The sequence below is a fragment of the Streptomyces sp. NPDC059718 genome, assembly GCF_042733315.1.
Lineage (GTDB): Bacteria > Actinomycetota > Actinomycetes > Streptomycetales > Streptomycetaceae > Actinacidiphila.
On record NZ_JBHWGA010000046.1, the window covers coordinates 47,348 to 67,040 of the forward strand.

General features: G+C 74.4%; 17 protein-coding genes and 1 pseudogene. 4 read left to right on the top strand and 14 right to left on the bottom strand.

The window, feature by feature from the left end:
• Positions 1-277: 277 nt before the first annotated feature.
• Positions 278-1,027 carry a hypothetical protein gene (locus tag ACFV3E_RS36470; protein ID WP_500539212.1) on the top strand — a complete coding sequence of 250 codons (750 nt, stop codon included), beginning with the start codon at positions 278-280 and terminating at the stop codon, positions 1,025-1,027.
• Positions 1,028-1,078: 51 nt separating this feature from the next.
• On the opposite strand, the gene ACFV3E_RS36475 is transcribed toward ACFV3E_RS36470, so the two are convergent.
• The 7 genes from ACFV3E_RS36475 to ACFV3E_RS36505 all read right to left on the bottom strand — a co-directional run bounded on the left by ACFV3E_RS36475 (position 1,079) and on the right by ACFV3E_RS36505 (position 9,810).
• Positions 1,079-2,716 carry a pyridoxal phosphate-dependent aminotransferase gene (locus ACFV3E_RS36475; RefSeq protein ID WP_500539214.1) on the bottom strand — a complete coding sequence of 546 codons (1,638 nt, stop codon included), beginning with the start codon at positions 2,714-2,716 and terminating at the stop codon, positions 1,079-1,081.
• A 183-nt stretch (positions 2,717-2,899) separates the two neighbouring features.
• Positions 2,900-3,295: a hypothetical protein gene (locus tag ACFV3E_RS36480; protein ID WP_500539216.1), complete on the bottom strand. Its 396-nt coding sequence runs from the start codon at positions 3,293-3,295 to the stop codon at positions 2,900-2,902.
• Positions 3,296-3,550: 255 nt separating this feature from the next.
• Complete coding sequence (locus tag ACFV3E_RS36485) at positions 3,551-4,762, bottom strand: PA0049 C-terminal domain-containing protein (protein WP_500539218.1); 1,212 nt, start codon at positions 4,760-4,762, stop codon at positions 3,551-3,553.
• 86 nt (positions 4,763-4,848) lie between these two features.
• Positions 4,849-5,604, bottom strand: coding sequence for a class I SAM-dependent methyltransferase (locus tag ACFV3E_RS36490; protein WP_500539220.1), 756 nt, complete (start codon positions 5,602-5,604; stop codon positions 4,849-4,851).
• An 86-nt stretch (positions 5,605-5,690) separates the two neighbouring features.
• Positions 5,691-6,494: an EI24 domain-containing protein gene (locus tag ACFV3E_RS36495; RefSeq protein ID WP_500539222.1), complete on the bottom strand. Its 804-nt coding sequence runs from the start codon at positions 6,492-6,494 to the stop codon at positions 5,691-5,693.
• Positions 6,495-6,533: 39 nt separating this feature from the next.
• A complete protein-coding gene (locus tag ACFV3E_RS36500) occupies positions 6,534-7,082 on the bottom strand; it encodes a hypothetical protein (protein ID WP_500539224.1) in 549 nt (182 codons plus the stop codon).
• A gap of 211 nt (positions 7,083-7,293) precedes the next feature.
• Positions 7,294-9,810, bottom strand: coding sequence for a glycoside hydrolase family 3 protein (locus ACFV3E_RS36505; protein WP_500539226.1), 2,517 nt, complete (start codon positions 9,808-9,810; stop codon positions 7,294-7,296).
• 150 nt (positions 9,811-9,960) lie between these two features.
• Here ACFV3E_RS36505 and ACFV3E_RS36510 point away from each other — a divergent pair, with 150 nt between their 5' ends.
• The gene (locus ACFV3E_RS36510; protein WP_500539228.1) at positions 9,961-10,584 is read left to right on the top strand and encodes a TetR/AcrR family transcriptional regulator; all 624 of its coding nucleotides are present in this window, start codon (positions 9,961-9,963) and stop codon (positions 10,582-10,584) included.
• 49 nt (positions 10,585-10,633) lie between these two features.
• Here the strand turns inward: ACFV3E_RS36510 and ACFV3E_RS36515 are convergent, their stop codons facing one another.
• From ACFV3E_RS36515 to ACFV3E_RS36530, 4 genes are all read right to left on the bottom strand, one after another.
• The gene (locus tag ACFV3E_RS36515) at positions 10,634-11,641 is read right to left on the bottom strand and encodes an NADP-dependent oxidoreductase (RefSeq protein WP_500539230.1); all 1,008 of its coding nucleotides are present in this window, start codon (positions 11,639-11,641) and stop codon (positions 10,634-10,636) included.
• A 181-nt stretch (positions 11,642-11,822) separates the two neighbouring features.
• Positions 11,823-12,626, bottom strand: a complete 804-nt coding sequence (locus tag ACFV3E_RS36520) for an SCO2400 family protein (RefSeq protein WP_500539232.1) — start codon at positions 12,624-12,626, stop codon at positions 11,823-11,825.
• Between the two features lie 50 nt (positions 12,627-12,676).
• On the bottom strand, positions 12,677-13,540 hold the full coding sequence (locus ACFV3E_RS36525; protein WP_500539234.1) for an SMP-30/gluconolactonase/LRE family protein: 864 nt from the start codon (positions 13,538-13,540) through the stop codon (positions 12,677-12,679).
• On the bottom strand, positions 13,537-14,313 hold the full coding sequence (locus ACFV3E_RS36530; protein WP_500539236.1) for an IclR family transcriptional regulator: 777 nt from the start codon (positions 14,311-14,313) through the stop codon (positions 13,537-13,539). Before ACFV3E_RS36530 ends, ACFV3E_RS36525 begins: the two co-directional genes overlap by 4 nt.
• A 235-nt stretch (positions 14,314-14,548) precedes the next feature.
• Between ACFV3E_RS36530 and ACFV3E_RS36535 the strand changes: the two genes are divergently transcribed.
• Entirely contained in the window at positions 14,549-16,456 is a 1,908-nt protein-coding gene (locus ACFV3E_RS36535; RefSeq protein WP_500539238.1) for a glycosyltransferase, read from the top strand.
• A gap of 368 nt (positions 16,457-16,824) precedes the next feature.
• On the opposite strand, the pseudogene ACFV3E_RS36540 reads toward ACFV3E_RS36535, so the two are convergent.
• Both ACFV3E_RS36540 and ACFV3E_RS36545 read right to left on the bottom strand, forming a co-directional pair.
• Positions 16,825-17,322 (bottom strand): annotated as a pseudogene (locus tag ACFV3E_RS36540) (glycoside hydrolase family 6 protein); the annotation flags it as partial.
• Complete coding sequence (locus ACFV3E_RS36545; protein WP_500539240.1) at positions 17,267-17,437, bottom strand: glycoside hydrolase family 6 protein; 171 nt, start codon at positions 17,435-17,437, stop codon at positions 17,267-17,269. The gene ACFV3E_RS36545 and the pseudogene ACFV3E_RS36540, both read right to left, overlap by 56 nt.
• 283 nt (positions 17,438-17,720) lie before the next feature.
• Between ACFV3E_RS36545 and ACFV3E_RS36550 the strand changes: the two genes are divergently transcribed.
• Complete coding sequence (locus tag ACFV3E_RS36550) at positions 17,721-18,029, top strand: chaplin (RefSeq protein WP_500539242.1); 309 nt, start codon at positions 17,721-17,723, stop codon at positions 18,027-18,029.
• Positions 18,030-18,095: 66 nt separating this feature from the next.
• On the opposite strand, the gene ACFV3E_RS36555 is transcribed toward ACFV3E_RS36550, so the two are convergent.
• Positions 18,096-19,580: a S8 family peptidase gene (locus tag ACFV3E_RS36555; protein ID WP_500539246.1), complete on the bottom strand. Its 1,485-nt coding sequence runs from the start codon at positions 19,578-19,580 to the stop codon at positions 18,096-18,098.
• Between the last annotated feature and the right edge of the window lie 113 nt (positions 19,581-19,693).

Consider the following 19,693-nt stretch of genomic DNA (forward strand, 5'->3'; position numbering starts at 1 on the left):
GGTGTTGGGGGGGCGGCCCCCCCCCCCCCGCGCGCCGTGGGGCGCGCCGGGGCGGCGGCCCCCCCGCCCCCCCCCCCGGCGGGGGGGGGGGGGGCCCCGGGCGGGCGGCCCCCCCCCCCCCGCCTGTCGACTTCGGGACCGGGACCGGGTGAACCCCCGTCGGCCGTACGGGGATGTTCTGGGCCACCGGAATGACTCCGGCGGAGAGTCCGCGCGCAGACGGGTACGCATCCCGTCGATCGAACCCCGCGCTTTCGCACTCGACGAGGAGTCCCCCATGAGTCCTGACGGCAGGCCGCCTTCGCCGCGCAGGTCCCGGCGGTACGGACGGCTGACCGGTGTGGTCGTGCCGCTCGCCGTCGCCGCGGCCGCGGTGTCGGCGCCCGTGCTCGCCACGACCCCCGGCGCCGTGACCACCGCGGCCGGCACGACGGCGGCCGTGGACGACCCGCGGCCGCCCGGCACGCGGAGCGTCGCCGCGGACGACGACGAGGAGGAGGGCGAGGACGGCGGCCGCGACGAGGAGGCCCGTGACGAGGGCGGTCGCGAGGACGGCGGGGACGACGGGGACCGCGGTGACCAGCGCGGCGGCCGGGAGACCGACCGGGGCGACAACGGCCGGGAGGAGGGCGACGACGAGCGCGCCGACGAGCGCCGGGACGACCGGGGCGACGGCCGTGAAGGCCGCGACGGACGTGACGGATCCTGCGTCAGCATCGACTCCACCCTCCGCAAGGGCGACCAGGAGATCTCCGTCGCGGTGTTCGAGGGCCGGGTCTTCATCGGCGGCCGCACCCTTCCCCGCGGGCCCTTCGTCTGGCACTCCCTCAGCGGCAACCGCGGCTACCCGCGGGGCGTCTGCGGCGCCACGGTGACCTCCGTCGGCTCCGGGGTGTGGGTCAAGGCGATCACCCGGGACGGCCGGGTGGTCGAGACGCACTGCGTCATCCGCGAGGGCCAGGGCAAGCAGAGCTCGTGCGGGGAGTGGAAGACCCTGGACAGCCGCTCGTTCCGGGCGGCCAGGTGACCCCGCGCCCGCGCCGGCCGGTGAGCGACCGGCCCGCGCGGGCGCGGTGCGTCAGGAGGCGTCCTGCCAGTACAGCGCCGGCCGCGGGGTGCCGGGCGGCGCCGACGCGAAGGCCGGCGGGACCTCGGCGGTCAGCGCGGGGTACATGTCCGGAGCGGGCGCCTGGGGGCGCGGCTGGGGCTGCGTCTGAGGCTGCTGCTGCGACTGCTGCTGCGGCTCGGGCCTGAACTCGTAGACCGGCTGCGGCTGAGGCTGCGGCTCGGGCCTGAACTCGTAGACCGGCTGCGGCTGAGGCTGCGGCTCGGGCCTGAACTCGTAGACCGGCTGCGGCGGCATCGGCGGCGGCCCCATGGGCTGCTCGTACATCGGCTGGGGCGGCGGGGCCTGCTGGATCTGCGGGAGCGGCTGCACCGGCGGCATGGCGGGCTGTACGGGCGGCGCGGGCTGGATCTGCGGCAGCTGCTGCGGAGCGGGCTGCGGGGGCTGCTCCTGGACGGGCGCGGCGGCCGCGGGTGTGGGCGCGGGCGCCGCGTACCAGGTGCTGCCGTACAGCACCGTGCTCAGCCCGGTCAGCAGCCGCTGGACGTCGGCCTGCGGCCGGACCACGAGCCGCATGAAACGGCTGCTGCTGCCCAGCTTGTTGCCGCACTCGCGGACCAGCACCCCGTGCTCGGCCAGCAGCCGGTCGCGCAGCACGGCGCCGTCGACGCCGTCGGGGAGCTTGACGAAGACGAAGTTGCCCTGGGACGGGTAGACGGTCAGCCCCGGCAGGGCCGCGAGCTGCCAGGTCATCTCCTGCCGGTCGCGGGAGACCAGGCGCAGGCTCTGCGCGTACTCCTCGCGGTGGTCCTTGAGCATGAAGACCACTGCCTCCGCGAAGGAGTTGAGGTTCCACTTCGGCAGCATGCGGCGGACCTTCCCGGCCAGCGCGGGGTTGGCGACGAGGTAGCCGAAGCGGATGCCGTGCAGGCCGAAGTTCTTGCCGAGGCTGCGCAGGACGATCACGTTGGGCCGCAGGACGGCCTCGTTGGCCACGCTCGGCCAGGCCTCGGCGTCGGTGAAGTCGAGGAAGGACTCGTCGATCACGACGAGGTCGAGGTCGGACAGGGCGTCCATGAGCGCGACGACGGCGTGCTTGGGGAGGAAGCCGCCGTCGGGGTTGTTGGGGTTGCAGATCACGGCCGTACGGGAACCCCGCGCGCGGACGAACGAGACGAAGGCCGCAGGATCGAGGGCGAATCCGGCGGCCTCCGGGAGGAGGAACATGTCGACGCGCTTGCCGGTCTCCATGGGCTGGTCGGTCCAGCGGCCGAAGGTGGGTATGGGGATGGCCAGGCTCTCGCGGACCAGCAGGTGGTCGATCCAGGTGATCAGCTCGGTGGAGCCGTTGCCCATGGCCACGGTCTGCGGGTTGAGGCCGAGCAGCGAGCACAGCTCGTTGGTGATGACGTCCGTGCTGCTCGGGTAGTAGGTGAGGATGTCCCGCATCGACTCCTGGAGCCGGTCGTACATGGCCGGGCTCGGGAAGTACGGGTTGCACGGGATGCAGAAGTCGACGATGTCGTGTCCTGCGTCGGAGGACGACAGGCCGCCGGCGGCGCGGCGCAGCGCGAAGTACGAGGGACTGTGCGCGGTGTTGGCGCGGAACAACTCGGTGGCATTACCGGTGACGCCGACTGCGACGGTCACGGCAGAACCTCCCTCGATCACGGGGGCCACGCCGCGGCGGCCCGCTTCCCCTTGCCTGCACCACCTTGTCGCACATTCCTCACATCTGGTGCATGTGGGGCGTTTACGGGACAAGTGGCGCGCGGTTCGGCTATCTTGCGGCCGTCCCCGGTCTCATACGGGCCGGGCGGGGCTTCCGTTCAGTCACCGCCTCCCCTGCCCGCGCAGGCCCACGGCGACGGTGGTGATCCGGCCCGCGGCAGCCGGCGCGACGAGCCTCACGTCCCCGGCCGGGACGTGGTTGAGCACCCAGGTCCGTGTCCGGTCCCTGTCCTTGTAGGACTTGGCGGCGACCTTCCGGCCGTCCACGTACAGGGTCCAGGTGTGCGTGGCGGCCCTGGCGCCGGTGGCGTCCACGGACACCGCGAGGCTGCCGCCCCGGTGGTCGGCGAGCGAGACGGCGACACCCTTGCCCCGTTGGGACGTTCCGGAGACGTGGTCGCGGTCGTGTTCCGCGGCGGAGGCGGTGGCGGCGCCGGTGGCGAGCGCGGTGGCGGCGAGGGTGGTGACGGCGACCGCCTTGACGGAGAACGCGCGCATGGGTTCAACTCCCGTTCGAATGGGGGTAAATTCCGGTCGTCCGGAATTCCGGACACCCACATATTAGGAGCGGGAATGATGCGCGCAAATTCCTTGAAGTGATCGCCGGGACGCCTCCCACCTGTTCTTTCACCTCCCCTCAGGCAACGGATGAGGAATTCTCACCCGCCACCGGCGGCCACCCGTTAAATGCGCGGGAAAGGACGTGCGGGCGATCACAGGAAAGGGCCGCATGAGAATCGCGGCGTGTTTCTCTCAGCCGAGCGTGCCGACGGCCGCGACGAGGAGGGCACGGATCTGGGCGGTGACCGCGAGCCGCTGGGCGACGAAGGCGGGGTCGGTGACCGTGCCGGTGGCCGGGTCGGTGTTGCCGGGGCCGAAGTGCAGCACCGGGGTGTGGACATGGCCTCCCGGGGCGGGCAGCGCGAGACTGTCCCGCAGCAGGGTGGCCCGGTAGGCGATCTCGTTGGAGAGGTAGTCGCCGCCGCCCCCGGCGCGCGCCGCGGAGCCGGAGGTCGGACCGCCGTCACGGGTGACGGGGTCGGTCGCCCCGGCGGGGACCTCGGTGACGGTGGTGCGGTCGAACACCGGGAAGGGGCCGGTACCGGCGGCGGCGAGCGCCGCGTACGGGAGCGTGGACGCCGTCCACTGCGGCTGCCGGTCGGCGACGGCCACCGGGACCGGGACCGGGACCGGGCCGGTGACGGACAGGCCGGTGTTGTCGGGGTGGCCGCCGCGCCATGCGCCGTTGAAGCGTTCGAGGTCGAAGCGTCCGTCCCGGCCCTGGCTGACGGTGGCGAACAGGTCGACCCGGCGCGGGCCGGGCCGGAAGCGGGGGCGCAGGACGCGTTCGACCGTGCCGTCGGCGAAGTCGCCCCAGCGCACCGGGAAGACGACGGTCTCGACGCGGGCGGGACCCGCGGCGGTCGCGAGGGTGACGCCGTCCAGGGCGAGCGCCGCGGCCCCGGAGGGATTGCTGCAGCGTATGTCGGTGTCCAGCCGGAAGGGGTCGAAGCCGGTCAGCAGGATGCGCCGCACGCCCTCGGCCAGGGGCGGCCGGACGGCGTCCTGTCCGCGCGAGGCGCGCTCCAGCCGGGCCGCCAGCGCGGCGCGGCCGGCGGCGGGCAGCGCGAACCCCGGTTGCCACCGCCGCAGTTCCGCGCCGAGGGCGAGCCGGGCCCAGTACAGCGGCCGGTCGTCGTCGTGGCTCAGGTCGCCGCCCACCGCCCCGCGCCCCTGGGCCCGGTCCACCGCGGCCCGCCACAGGGCGCGCCCGTGCCGCCGCACGCTCCGGGCGGCCGAGGCCGGGTCGCGGGCCTCCGCCAGGGCCCGGGCGAACCGCGGGGCCGCGGTGTCGAAGCCGCCGCGGCGCAGGATCTCCCGCGGCGCGGCCCGCTCCAGGCGCAGTTCCTCCGCCGTGGGCGGCGGCACGTCGGCGGGCACGGCAGGGCGGAGCGGCAGGCGCATCGCGGGGAACCTCCGGGCGGTCGGGTACGGGTCGGCCGCCCGGAGCATGGCGCACCGGGGCAGCGCTCCGCCAGGGGTCCCGGGCGCTACGCCGGCTTGCGGGCGAGGAAGAAGATGCTCGGCCCGAACCCCACGCGGGCCAGCGGGGACTGCAGCGCCCCCTCGGCCCGTACCAGCGTCGCGTGCGGGACCACCCGCTTGAGCCGCGCGCTGCGCAGGTTGGACACCGACAGCCGGCGCTCCACGCGCAGCCCCGCGGCCTCCAGCTGCGCGGCGACCGTGCGCGGGTGGTGGTTGACGAACGGGATGCTGTCGCGCTCGCGGTTCTCCGCCGAGCGGATGTCCACCGGTGACCGCGGCACCCGCCGGCGGTGCGCCGCGTAGCGCAGCCGGTTGGCGGCGTGCGCGAGGTTGGCGGTCTCGACGACGGCGGTGCCGCCCGGCCGCAGCACCCGGGCGATCTCGTTCAGCGCGGCCCCCGGGTCGGGCAGGTGGTGCATGACGCGGATCATGGTGACCAGGTCGACGCTCGCGGAGTGCAGGCCGAGGCCCCCCGCGCTCATCAGCCGCATGCTCACCCCGGCGAGCCCCTTGAGGAACTCCTCCGCGTCGTCCAGCTGCTTGCGGCTGGCGTCCACCAGCGTGACCCGGTCGGCGAACTCCCGCAGCACCGGCACGAGCCGGCCGAAGCCGCCGCCGACGTCCGCCGCGTGGCCGAAGTGCCGCCCTTCGAGCAGCCGCCGCAACGCGGCCACCTCGGCGTCGTGTTCGTAGCCGCGGCCTTCCCAGTAGGTGCGGTAGCTCTGCGGATTGTCGTCGTACTGGTTGGTGCGCTGCGCCATGGCGCGCCTCCCCCTCGCGTGCTCGTCCTCAGGAGATAAGTCACGCGGCAGGTGCGGAACGGTTCCCTCCGGATCGCCCCCGGCGGCTACGGCTTGCGGAAGTCCAGCCGCCCCGCGGGCGCACCCGGCTCCGGCCGCGGCTCGGGCACCTCCTGCGGCTGCATCAACGCACGCACCAGAAGCGTCGCACCCGCCACCGCACCTGGCATGAGCAGGACGGACACCAACGGCACCAGGAAGCACAGGATCAACGGCACACCGAAGCCCAGCGTGAGCGCCATCCGCCCGCGCAGCATCCGCATCCGCATCCGCAACGGGACCTCGCGCCGCTGGAAGGCCACGCCACTGAGTTCGAGGGCGAGGAAGTACCCGGAGACGCAGAAGCCGATCGCGGGGACGACGGTCTGGCCGACGAAGGGGATGAAGCCGGCGGCGAACAGCAGGACGCCCCAGACGGCGACCCGGACCAGCACCCGCAGGCTGTCCCGGGCGGACTGCAGCAGCTCCCGCCACAGCGGGACGTCGGGTGCGTCCGGCGCGCCGCCCTCGGTGACGTCGACCCGCTCGGCGAGGGACTCGTAGAAGGGCTGGCCGACCAGGAGCGTCACCGCGGTGAAGGAGATCACCGCCAGCAGCAGGCCGCCGCCGAAGGCGACCGCGGTGAGCAGCCCGCGGAACAGGCCGCGCCAGGGCGAGTCCCAGTCGTCGGCGAAGGGCGTGGCCCAGGCGGTCGCGTCGTCGGCCCAGAAGGCGAGGACGACCAGTGCCGCCACGTAGCCGACGAGGGTGATCAGCGCCGGCAGCAGCCCGAAGCCGAACCAGCGGCCGTGCCGGAGCACCCAGCGCTGGCCGTCCACGAAGAGCCGTATCCCGTTGGCAAGATCTCGCATGCGCGACAGGGTATGCGAACCGCGCGCGGCCGGTGGGGCTCAGACCATGACCTCGCAGTCGCGGGGGCCCGAGGGGTCCGGGTCGAAGAGGCAGACGTCGGAGCCCGTGTCGCCGGTGACGACACCGGTGCCGGCGATGTCCTCGGCCTTCAGGAAGAGCACGTCGTCGCCCGGTCCGCCGCCCACGGTGCCGGAGTTGGCCCCGGCGTCGCCGATCAGGTCGACGAGGTCGTCGCCGTCGCCGCCGGTGACCCGGCCGCTGTTCTCGCCGTTGATCTCGATCATGTCGGCCCCGCCGCCGCCGTCGACGGTCCCCGCGTTGCCGCCGTGGACCGTGATGACGTCGACGCCGCCGCCCCCGGCGACCACGACGCCCGCGGGGACGCCGCCCGGGCAGTCGATCTCGTCGAAACCCTCGGTACCGGTGACGACGCCCCCGGTGACCGTCCGGCCGTTCACCGTGCAGCCGGCGACGGCGGGCGCGGGCGGTTCGCCGGCCCGCGCGGAGCCGGTCAGCAGCGCGGACGCGCCGGCCAGGACGAGTGCCACGCCGGCCAGGACCGGACGGGTGCGCGTACGTGCCGTCATCGCTGCTCCTCGGGTGGACGCCCGGAGTGGGGTGCGGTTGGCACGAGCGTCACGTCACGGGAGGCGGCCCGCAATCGGGCGGGGGCCGGCCGGGGGACCGTGCCCGGAACGGAGCCTGACGATCCGTCATCACACGGCGGGCGTCCCCGGGCCGGGCGACGACGACCCCGCACCCCGGGGAGGGTGTCAGGGACCTCCCCGGGGTGGTGGGTCAGCCGCCCACGGCCACCGGCACCGTGAGACGGCGGTCGGCGACGCTGCGCGCGACCTCGGCGGTGTACGTACCCGCAAGAGTGCGCCAGTCACCCTCCGAGGGGTCCCAGATCTGCGCGGCACGGCGGGGCAGCGCGATCCGGGCCTCCGTCACGGCGCCCGCCGGAAGCTCGACCGGGAGGAATCCGGCCAGGACGCGGGCCGGGCGCCCGCCCGCCGGGTCCTCGCCCGCGGGCGCCGCCAGGTAGACCTGGACGACCTCCCGCCCGGGCCGGTCACCGGTGTTGCGCAGCCGTACGGTGAGCGTCCCCAGGGGGCCTCGCCCGCCGTCCGCGTCCGGCCCCTCCGCCGGTGCGAAGGAGGCGTCCTCGTAGGCCCAGTCGGTGTAGCCGAGCCCGTGCCCGAACGGGTACGCGGGCTCCGCCCCGGCCCGCTCCCAGGCGCGGTAGCCGATGAAGACGCCCTCGTCGTAGCGCAGGACCCCGTCCCGGGGCACGACCTCGCCGACCGGGGCGTCGGCCAGCCGGGCCGGCCAGGTGGTGGGCAGCCGGCCGCCGGGCTCGGCGGCGCCGAGGAGGACGTCGGCGAGCGCCGCGCCGGCCTCCTGCCCGGGGAACCACCCGATCAGCACCGCGGCGACCTCCTCGCGCCACGGCATCTCCACCGGCGAGCCGGCGTTCACCACGACCACCGTCCGGGGGTTCACCGCGGCCACCGCGTGCACGAGTTCGTCCTGACGGCCCGGCAGCCGCAGGTCCGCGCGGTCGAAGCCCTCGCTCTCGACCCGCTCGGTGGTCGCGACCACGACCACCGCCACTTCCGCCGCCCGCGCCGCCGCGACCGCCTCCGCGATCAACTCGTCCCCGTCCCGCTGCGGTTCGCCGTGGACGAGCGAGAAGACCACCGCCCGGACCGGTCCCCTGCCGTCCCGGGGCAGGACGTGGGTCAGTGAGACCTCGACGGGCACCCCGGCGGTCAGTCCGACCCGGCCGCGTTCGACGGGCGCGCCGAACATCCCCTCGAAGGGGCCGGACTCGGGGCCGGCGGCCTGGGTCCCTTCGTAGACCGGCGCGCCGTCCACGACGAGCCGGAAGCCGCCCAGCCCCCGGGTGCCGAAGTGGTGGGCGCCGCTCTCGCGGGGGGTGAAGGTGCCGGTCACCTCGACGGAGTGCAGGGCGTCGTGGGTCACTCCGTCGGGCAGGTCGCCGCCCATCCACTGCACGTGGCCCCCGGGCAGCGTGCAGGTGCCGAGGACCTCGCCCGCGGCGTCCCGGCAGACCGCGCGCAGCGCGAAGCCGGGCCCGGCGGGCGCGAGTTCCTCGTTGGGGTCGGCACCCACGGCGTAGGCCAAGGGGGCGCCCTCCGGCAGCGCCGCGCGCAGGCCGTCCAGCGGCGCGACCACATGGGCGGGGAAGACCTGCGCGGACCCGCCGCCGAGCACCCGGGCGTCACGCGCGGCCGCGCCGATGAGCGCGATCCCGCGCACCGCGGCGGGGTCGACCGGCAGGACGGGCCGCCCGCCGCGCGGCTCGTTGCGCACCAGGACGAAGGAGCGGCGGGCGATCTCCCGGGCGAGCGCGGGGCCGTCGATCGCGGCGGGGATCCGGTCGGCGGGCACCGCCGCGGGGGTGTCCGCCAGCAGGCCCACCCGGGCGGCGAGCCGCAGCACGTTGCGTACCGCCGTGTCCACGGCGGACTCCTCGACGCGGCCCTCGCGCACCGCGCGGGCCAGTGCCTGCCCGTAGACGGTGCGCGGTCCCGGCATGGCCACGTCGAGGCCGCCGGCGAGGGCGGCGGCGGTGTCCCGGGCGGCCGCCCAGTCGGAGACGACGAAGCCGTCGAAGCCCCACTCCTCGCGCAGCACCTCGTTCTGCAACCGGTGGTGCTCGGTCATCGTGGTGCCGTTGACGGAGTTGTAGGCGGCCATGACGCCCCAGGGCCGGGCGTTCCTGACGATGGCCTCGAAGGGCGCGAGGTAGAGCTCGCGCAGGGCGCGCTCGCCGATGACGTTGTCGACGGTGAAGCGCTCGGTCTCGGCGTCGTTGGCGACGAAGTGCTTGACGGTCGTGCCGACCCCGCCGTCCTGGACGCCCGCGACGTAGCCGGTGCCGATCTCACCGGTGAGGTACGGATCCTCGGAGTACGCCTCGAAGTGCCGTCCGCCCAGCGGCGAACGGTGCAGGTTGACGGTCGGCGCGAGCAGGACGTGCACGCCCTTGCGGCGGGCCTCCTGGGCGAGCAGCCGCCCGGTGCGGCGGGCGAGGGCGGGGTCCCAGGTGGCGGCGAGCGCCGTGGGGCTGGGCAGCGCGATCGAGGGGTCGTCCGCGGTCCAGCGCACGCCGCGCACCCCGATGGGCCCGTCCGACATGACCAGCGAGCCCAGTCCGATCTCGGGCAGCGCCGGCAGCGACCACATGTCCTGCCCGGCCAGCAGCCGTGCCTTCGCGTCGAGGTCGAGCTTGCCCAGCGCGCGTTCGACCGCGTCGTCGAGCGGGGTTCCGGAGGTGTCGCTCATGGGGTGGACTCCTTCGTGAGGACGTGACAACCCGTCGCCTGCCTGCCTGACTGGTCGCCATCCTCCGACCCGTGCCCTGTTGATCGGTAGGTGTCGTCACCTTTTCGTTACTTTCAGCCCCGTACCCGGCACCGGGCTAGGCTCACGCCTGTGACGGCCAACGACCGCGGCCGGGGACTCGGCCGCGCGGTCCGCAACGAGGACCGCAAGGCGGAGATCATCCGGGCCGCCCTCGAAGTGATCGCAGAACGCGGCTACCGGGGGGCTTCGCTGGCCGCCGTCGCGGAGCGGGTCGGGCTCACGCAGCAGGGACTGCTCCACTACTTCCCGACCAAGGAGGCCCTGCTCGTCGCGGTGCTCGAGGTCCGCGACCGGTGGGACATGGCCTCGGCGGCGCTGCACGGCACGGCCTGGCCGATGGAGATGGTGGCCAACCTGGTCGAGTACAACGCCACCCGGCCGGGCGTCGTCCAGGTCTTCAGCGTGCTCGCCGGCGACAGCGTCACCGAGGACCATCCCGCGCGGGAGTACTTCAGGGACCGCTACACGCGGGTGCGCCGCTGGGCCGCCGACTCGCTGCGCGCCGAGTACGGCGGGACGCTGCCCGGCGGCCTCACGCCCGAGCAGGCCGCCGCGTTGCTCGTGGCCGTCATGGACGGTCTGCAGCTGCAGTGGCTGCACGACCCCGGCGAGGTGGACATGCCGGCGCTCTTCCGGCGCTTCGTCGCCCTGCTCGACCCGGCCCGCGACGGCGGGGAACCCGGCGGCGAATGAGGGGCGCACCCGCCCGGGCACGCCCCTCGTCCCCGTATGCCGCCCGCTGCTACTCGGGCAGACGCACCAGCATCTTCCCGGTGTTGTCGCCGCGCAGGACGCCGAGGAAGGCCTCCAGGTTGTTCTCGATCCCGTCGACGACGGTCTCGCGGTAGCGCAGCCTGCCCTCGCGGATCCAGCCGCCGACCTCCTGGACGAACTGCGGCTGCAGGTCGTAGTGGTCGCCGACGAGGAAGCCCTCGATGCGCAGCCGGTTCTGGATGAGCCGGGACAGGTTGCGGGGGCCGGGGGCGGGCTCGGTCGCGTTGTAGAGGGCGATCATGCCGCAGACGGCCACCCGGCCACGCAGGTTGAGGGCGCCGATGGCCGCCTCGAGGTGCTCGCCGCCCACGTTGTCGAAGTAGACGTCGATGCCGTCGGGCGCGGCCGCCGCCAACTGCTCGGCCACGGGGCCGTCCTTGTAGTTGAAGGCGGCGTCGAAGCCGTACTCCTCGACGAGGAGCTTGACCTTCTCGTCCGAACCGGCGCTGCCGATCACCCGGGAGGCACCCTTGAGCTTGGCGATCTGGCCGACCTGACTGCCGACCGCGCCCGCCGCGCCGGAGACGAAGACCGCGTCGCCCTCCTTGAGGCCGGCGACGCGCAACAGGCCCGCGTAGGCGGTGAGACCGGTCATCCCGAGCACGCCCAGGTAGGTGCTCAGCGGGGCGAGGTCGGGGTCGACCTTGACCGCGGTCTCCGCGTTGACCAGGGCGTACTCACGCCAGCCGAGGAAGTGCAGCACGTGGTCGCCGGGGGCGAAGCCCTCCGCGCCCGAGGCGACGACCCGGCCGACCGCGCCGCCGTGCATCGGCTTGTCCAGCCGGTACGGCTCCGCGTACGACTTCGCGTCGTTCATACGGCCCCGCATGTAGGGGTCGACCGACACGAAGAGGTTGCGCACGAGGATCTCACCGGGTCCGGGCTCGGGGACCTCGGTCTCGCGCAGCGCGAAGTCCTCGGGCTTCGGCCACCCGTGCGGGCGGGCGACCAGGTGCCATTCACGGCTCTTCGGCATGGGGGAACGCCTCCAAAGCTTTAGGTTCTTAACTAACCATGAGCCTGGATGTTTGAGGAAGTCAAATAAATCGGCATGGGCGTGTCCCGTCGCACACCGCGGCGACGGCCGGTGGGGCCGCAGGAGGGAGCGGGTCGGAGCGGGTCGGTGGACGAGCCGGGGAGGACGGGCCCGGTGCCCGTCAGGTGCACCACCACAGGAACCGGGTGCAGGAGGGCGTCGGCTTCGGCGTGTGCGTGGGGGGCGCGGACGCCGGGCTCGAGTTCTGCGGCGCCGAGGTGGTGGGCCCCCCGCCGGCGGGGGGCTTGGTCCCGGAGCCGGCGGGCGGGTGGCTGACCGAGGCGGAGGCCGAGGCCGAGGGGGACGGCGACTCCTTGTCGCTCTCCGAGGCGCTGGGCGACGCGGAGGCGCTCGCGCTCTCGGACGCCGGGGCGTCGGAGGCGGGTGCCGCCGGGTCCCCGGAGGTGTCGCCCCCGGGCGAGGAGGTCGGGCTCGGGGAGGCGCCGTCGGTCCGCGTGTCGTCCGAGGCGGCCGAACTCGCACCCGTCACGTAGCCGGCGAGCGGGAGTTCCGCCACGCTCCAGCCGACGAGCACGATCGCGGCGCCCACCAGGGTGCCGACCAGCAGCCGCGAGCGGCGGCGGGTACGGACGCGGCGGGTGCGGGCCCGGCTGCCGGAACGGCGCGAGGAGCTCTCCGCGGAGCCCCGCCCCTCGGCCTTGCGGCGTTCCGCACGACCGCCCTCGGGTGGTGCGGCGGTCTCGCCCCCGTCGGTCCCGGGCTCCTGCACGGGCGCGTCGGCAGGCCCGTGCGCACCGAGTTGGTGAGCGGGCGTTCCGCACCCCGGGCAAGAAAGGGCGCCGTTGATGTGCCGTCGGCATGCTGCGCAGTAGTCCATTGCCCTGGCAGCGTATGGGACGCGACGATACGACGTACATATGAGTTGACCGTCGATCCCGTGAAACCTCTGTGAAACCCGGGACATGCGGGTTTAGGGGCCGATCAGCCCCGAATCAACCCCGAACCACCACGGAATCAACCACCGAACGGCACATCGGGCATCCCCTGCCCGGCTCCCGGCACCACCAGCAGCGATCCCGACAGGGGCCGCTCCGCCAGCTCCCGGGCGTCAAGGCCCGTGCTCGCGGAGGTGATGTAGAGATCGGTCAGCGACGGGCCGCCGAAGGCGCAGGCGGTGGGCCGCCGTACCGGCACCTCCACGACCCGGTCCAGGTCCCCCCGCGGGGTGTAGCGGCGGACGGCGGCCCCGTCCCACAGGGCCACCCAGACGCAGCCCTCGGCGTCCACGGTGAGGCCGTCCGGGAGACCCGCGGCCTCCTCGACCTCCGCGAACGGCCGCCGCCCGCGGACGAGTCCGGTGTCCCGGTCGACGTCGAAGACGTCGACGCGCCGGGTCGGGCTGTCCACGTAGTACATGAGGGAGCCGTCGGGGCTCCAGTCGGTGCCGTTGCTGACGGTCACGTCGTCCAGCACCGGCTCGACCGTGCCGTCCGGGGCCACCCGGCGCAGGGTCCCGCCGCCGGGCGCCTCGTCGTAGCGCATGGTGCCGGCCCACAGGGTGCCCGCGGCGTCCACGGCGGCGTCGTTGGCCCGCCGGCCGGGGACGGGGTCGCGGTGCAGCCAGCGGAAGGCGCCGTCCGCGTCGTACAGCCCCACGCCGTCGCGCAGGTTCACCACGACGCCGCCGGCCGCGCGCGGCTTGGCCGCGCCGACGTGCTGCCCGGTCGCCATCACCGACGCGCCGCCGCCGGCCGGGTCGTACCAGTGCACCCGGGAGGCGAGGATGTCCACCCACAGCAACCGCGCGCCGACCGGGTCCCAGGTGGGGCCCTCGCCGAGCCGCGCCCCGGCCTTGAGGGCGAGTTCGACCCCGCTCATCGCGCACCGCCCCGGTGCCCGAGGCGCTCGGACAGCTCGGCGGCCCCCTTGACGGCCAGTTCCTCCAGCTCGGCCCGGCGCTCCTCGGTCCAGCGGATCATCGGCACGGAGATGCTGAGCGCGGCCACCACCCGTCCCGCCGAGTTGCGGACCGGGGCGGCGACGCAGGAGACGTCCGGGTTGGACTCGCGCCGCTCGACGGCGACCCCCCGCTCGCGCACCGCACCGAGCTGGCGCCGCAGTTCGCCGGCCGAGGTGATGCTGTGCTCGGTCATCGCGGGCAGCGGCCCGTCGCCGGGCAGGCGTTCGTCGAGGGCGTCCGGGGGCAGCGAGGCCAGCAGCATCTTGCCGACGGAGGTGCAGTGCGCGGGCAGCCTGCGCCCGGCCGCCGACACCATCCGGACCGCGTGGGTGCTGTCCACCTTGGCGATGTAGATGACGTCGGTGCCCTCCAGGATCGCCACGTGCACCGTCTCGTCGCAGGTCTCCGCGACCGAACGGGCCACCTGCTGCCCCTCGGCGGCGAGGTCCAGCTGCTCGGCGTAGCGGCTGCCGAGCTGGTACGTGCGCACGCCGAGGCGGTAGCGGCCGGACTGACCGGGCTGCGGCACCAGGTAGTTGCGCGCGGCGAGGGTCGTCACCAGCTCGTGCACGGTGGTGCGCGGCAGACCCAGCCTGCGGGTGATCTCGGGCGCGGACATCGTGCCGTCGCCTTCGAGGAAGAGCTCCAGGATGTCCAGGGCTCTGGTCACGGCGGGTACGAGACGTCCCATCTCTGCTCGCTCTCTCCGGCGCCTGTTCGATATTCCGTATAACGATCGGTATCGCGAACGCAGCGTATCCGCGCCAGGTCGTGACGGGCAATGGCCACGCACCACGCCACGCCGATTGTCTGCTTGTCGGATAACTCTAGGGCCCTTTGCTACTTTCTCAGTGCCCATCAGGGGCTTTGCACCGGTTTCCCACCTTTCGGTGATTCCTTCACCTCTCTCCTCCTACGGGGTCGCCGTGACGATCACGCCCAGCAGCATGCGCAAGACGCCCACCCGGCCCGGCGGGCTCGTCCCCTCACCGGCCACCGGCGACGGCGACCGGCCGGCCCCGGTCCCCGGCGCCCCCCGCCGCTACGACTACGCGCGCCACGGGACGCTCGCCGGCCCCCTCAACGACCCCCCGCGGCCAGGGGTGCTGTACCGGGTCAGGTACCGCAGCCTGATCTCCCGCGAAGGGCACCGGATCCGCACCTGGCTGCTGCTCACCGCCGCGCCCCTGGCCTCGCTGGGCGTGCTGGTCTGGCTCGTGCAGCCGCGCCACTGGACGGCCCGCGAGACCGCGCCGCAGTGGGCGCACGTCGCGGACACCGCGATGCTGGTCTCCCTCGGCCTCCTCGAACTCCTCCGCCTGGTCGCCGTCCTGGCCCACGCCCATGCCACCCTGGTCGCCCGCGACCCGGTCCCGGTCGCCCCGGCGCCGGGCACCCGGGTCGCCCTCCTGGCCTCCTCCGCCGCGGGCGGGGAGTCCCTGGAGGGGCTGCGGGCCACGCTGGAGGGCGCGGTACGCGTCCGGCACGACGGCCCCGTCGACGTATGGCTGCTGGACCAGGACGACGACCCGGAGGTCCGGCGGCTCTGCGAGACGCTGGGCGTACGGCACTTCACCCGCAAGGGCGTCGCGCGCTGGAACCACCCCAAGGGCGCCCTGCGCGCCGGCGCCCGGCACGGCGACCACAACGCCTGGCTCGACGCCCACGGCGACGACTACGAGTTCACCGCCTGCGTCGGCACCGGCCAGGTCCCGCTCCCCCACTACCTGGAGCGGATGCTCGGTTACTTCCGGGACCCGGACGTCGCCTTCGTCGTCGGGCCGCAGGTCCACGGCGACCACGACACCGCCGTGACGAGGGCCGCCGAGAGCCACCGCTTCCTCGTCCACGCCTCCGCGCAGCGGGCCGGCAACCGCTACGGCTCCGCCCTGTTCACCGGCACCACCGACGTCGTCCGCGTCTCGGCGCTGCGGCAGGCCGGCGGGATGTACGACTCCGCCGCCGGCGACCTGGCCACCGGGCTGGAGATCCACGCCCGCCGCAACCCCGCCACCGGCCGCAAGTGGCGCTCGGTCCACACCCCGGACGTGGTGGCCGTCGGCCGGGGACCGTCCTCCTGGAACGGCTTCTTCGCCCAGGAGCTGCGCCGCGGCCGCGACGCCCACGAGTCCCTCCTGCGGCAGTTCTGGAAGGCCCCGTGGAAGCTGCGGCCCGGCAGCCTGCTCACCTACACGCTGACGGCCGCCCGTTACCCCCTCTCGGGCCTCGGCTGGATCCTCTCCGCGCTGGCCTGCGTGCTCTTCCTGGGGCTCGGCGCCTCCGGCGCCCCCTTCGACCCCACGGTGTGGCTGGCGCTCCACGGCACCGCCGTCGCGTTCCGGATCGCCCTGTGCCTGGGGACCCGTGGGCGCAACGCCGGCCCCCACCGGCCGAAGGGGTCCTTCGGCGTCGCGGGGTTGCTGATGTCCGCGGTGTCCGCCCCGCTCCACGTGCTCTCCCTCGTGACGACGGTGCTCCGGCACCCGCCGGGCCGGCTCGCCGCGGCCGGGGGCGACCCGGCCCGCCCGGACCGGCTCGCCACCTTCCGCGTCCACCTGCTGTGGGCGGCCCTGGTCGCCGGTTCGCTGCTCGCCTCGGTCCCCCGCGGCCACGCCCACCCGGCGATGCGCGTCTGGGCCGCGATCGCGCTGCTGACCTCCCTGGTCCCGCTGCTGGTCTGGCGGTGCAGCGTGCTGCGGCGCCGGGTGGCGGGCGCCCTGGCCGCACGGCGGGCACGACGGGCCCGGCGTACGGCCAGGGGCCGGCACCGCGCGCCCAGGCAGCGCGCCTCCGCCCGCATGGCGGCGGTTCGGCACCACATGGTGCGGCGCTGAGGAACACGGCAGGGCCCGGCACACGAGGACGGCCGCCCGGTACGGGCGGCCGTCCTCGCTTCGTCCTCGCTTCGTCCTCCTCGGCTCCCGCCGGGCGCCGCGGGTCCGGACGGCACGGCCGAGGGGGAGGTGGAGGGAACGGCCACCGAAGCCGGGGCGGACGCCGGAGCCGGGGCAGCCACCGAGGGCGGGGCAGCCGACAAGGGCGGGGCGGCCGCCGAAGCGGGGGCGGACGCCGACGGGGTCCAGGTGGGTACGGCGGGGGCGGGTCGCAACGCCCGTGCCGCCGGGCGCCGCCCGGCCTCCCGGGCCGGTTCGAGCGCGTACGCCGCCCACCAGTGCCCCTCGGGCGGCACCCCCCGGCAGGCGCCGTCGGACTCACCGGGCTGTTTCACCCACAGGTACGCGTCCACCAGCGGACTGCCGGTACGCACCGTGGGCGCGGGGCCGAGCGCCCGGTCCGGCGGATTGCACCAGGACTGCGCGTCCCTGCGTACCGCCGCCCAGGGGCCCTTGCCGTTGCGGCTGGTGTCGATGACGTAGTGGGCGCCGCCGAGCAGCCCGGACAGCCGGTCGCCGTACTCCGTGCTGACCCCGGTGGTGTGGAAGCCGGCGACGTTCAGCGCGAAGCCGTCGGCCCGGCCGATCCCGGCGAGCCGCAGCGCCGCGGCGAAGCCGGCGCAGGTCGGGGACCCGCCCCGGGTTCCCCGCGTCGAGGTGGACCCGGGTACCGGTACGCGCCTTGAGGAGCCCCACGGCCTCGGCCGGCAGCGCCGCCCGGCCCGGGGGCGGTACGGGGGCGGCTCCCCCTCAGCCGGCCACCAGACCGGCGACCGCGGCCGGTTCGAGGACCACCAGGGCCGCACGGCCGCCGATGCCGCCGGAGACGCCGGTGATCCAGCGGCGGTAGGCGGCCGGGTCGGCGGCGCCGGTCGGGCGGCGGACGCAGTCGCGCCGCGGGAGGTTGCGCAGGACCAGCACCGGGAGGGCCCGCCGGTGGCCGGTGCGGCCACGACGCGTGCGGTGCGGGCGCCGGGTCGTCGGGTACGTGCGGTGGCGGCGAGAACCATGTGCCCCACCGCCACATCGGCGGCCGCGCCCCACCGCTCCTGGTGCGCCGAACGGCCGCCCGGAGCCCGAAAAACCGACGATTCGCCACAGGGAATCCAAATCCGGTACGACTATTCGGGTGATAGCGCGCACCTCGGGGCAAAAACGCTCGTTGACCTGATCACGACCTTTGGTCCCATCAAGCATGAAAGGCATGAACGTGATCCGTTTCTCGAAGGCCGTCGCCACGACGATCGCCGCCGGTGCCCTCGTCCTCGGTTCGGCCGCCGGCGCTCTCGCCGACGACTACGGCAAGGGCTACGGCAAGAGCTACGACAAGGGCTACGACGGCTACGGCTTCAGCGGCGCCTACGCCTCGGCCATCGCCGTCGGCTCTCCCGGCATCCTGAGCGGCAACGTCATCCAGCACCCGATCAACATCCCGATCAACCACTGCGGCAACGGGCACAACCACTGGTCCCTGCTCAACCCGACGACCGGCAACTACTGCGTCAACCGCTGACGCAGGCCCCACCCGTCCGAGGCCGCCGGAGGTACTCCCTCCGGCGGCCTCTGGTCGGGGCGGGCGTCACAGACCGTTGGTGAAGGCGCTCAGCCGGGCGGTGCCGTAACCGCCGTCGATGGGCACGTTGCGGATCGCGTGGCCGGTGAGCCACTCGCTCAGCGTCGCGAAGGACGCGTCACCGTGGGTGTCCTTGTACAGGGCGGCGATCCCGGTGACGTGCGGGGCGGCCATCGACGTGCCGTCCAGGTCGCGGAAGCTCCCGTTGAGGTAAGCGGACAGGATGCCCATACCCGGCGCGTGGATGTCCACGCAGGTACCCCAATTGCTGAACCAGGCCCTGCGGTCCTCCTGGTCGATCGCGCCGACCGTGAACGCCGACTGCGAACTCGCCGGAGAGACGAAGCACGCGTTGACGTTCTCGTTGCCTGCCGCGGCCACCGGGAAGATCCCGGCCCTGGCCAGCCCCTCCACCGCACGGTTGGTGGCGAGCGACCAGCGCCCGGCGAAGGACAGGTTCGCCACCGCGGGCTTCCTCGCGTGCCCGGCGACCCAGTCGATGCCGGCGACGACTGCGGAGTTCGCCGTACGACCGACGCAGGGGAAGACCCGCACCGACACCAGGGTCGTCTTGCGGGCCACGCCCGTGTAACTGCCGCCGACGGTGCCCGCCACATGGGTGCCGTGGCCGTTGCAGTCCCCGCCGTCCAGACCGTCCCCGATGGCGTCGTAGCCGGGCACGGCCCGCCCCCCGAAGTCCGGGTGGGAGAACTCGATGCCGCTGTCGACGATGTACGAGGTCACCTTCGCGCCGGTGGCCCGGACGGAGTAACCGAATCCGTCGAGGGCCCGGTTGTTGATCCGGGTCAGGCCCCAGGGTGTGAAGCCGCCCAGCCCGCGCACTCCCTTCGCCCGCGCGGCACCGGAGGCCGGAGCCGAGGGCGCGGCAGGCAAGGGTGCGTACACCGGGGGCACCGGCTTGGTCCCGGGCCACGGTGACGGCGGCGCGGCCATCGGTGCGGGATCGGGCGACGACTGCTCCGGTTCGGCCTCCTTCTTCGGCGCCACCTCCTCCGGCACCGGGGGTGCCTCGCCCGGCGGCCCGGGATCGGCTGACGGGGCGTCGGGTGTGTACGTCTCCTGGGGGAAGTCCACCGGTCCCGAGGGCTCGTCGGGGCCGCCCACCGGGGGCGGGGGCTCCAGGTCGCTGTCGGCAGGGGCGTCCTCGCCGAGCGGGATGGTCACCACGGCGTCCTGCTCCACCTCGTCGACACCCGGCGCGGCACGCACCCGCTGCAGTTGCCCGGCGGTGAGCCTGGCGGCGAAGCCGGACAGCGCGTGCCGGTAGGTGAACAGCGGCTTGACACCCAGTCCGTCAAGGACGGCAATCGGCGCGGTACCCGGGTCCAAGGTGACGATGTACTGCCCGGGGATCGCTCCCGAGGGGCCGGGCCGCGGTTCCGCCGCGCTCGGGAGGGGCGCCACCAGGGCAAGGGCGGGAAGGGCAGTTATCAGGGCGACGGACGCTGTTCGCCGCAAGGAAATTCGCATCGGCGGGCTCCTTGACCGTTGTTTCTCACTCGACCTGACGACCCCCCAGGTCCTGGCTATCATCAGAAATTTCCGGTCGCCCGCCTGGACGGCTGCCCAGGTGACGCTCTGGA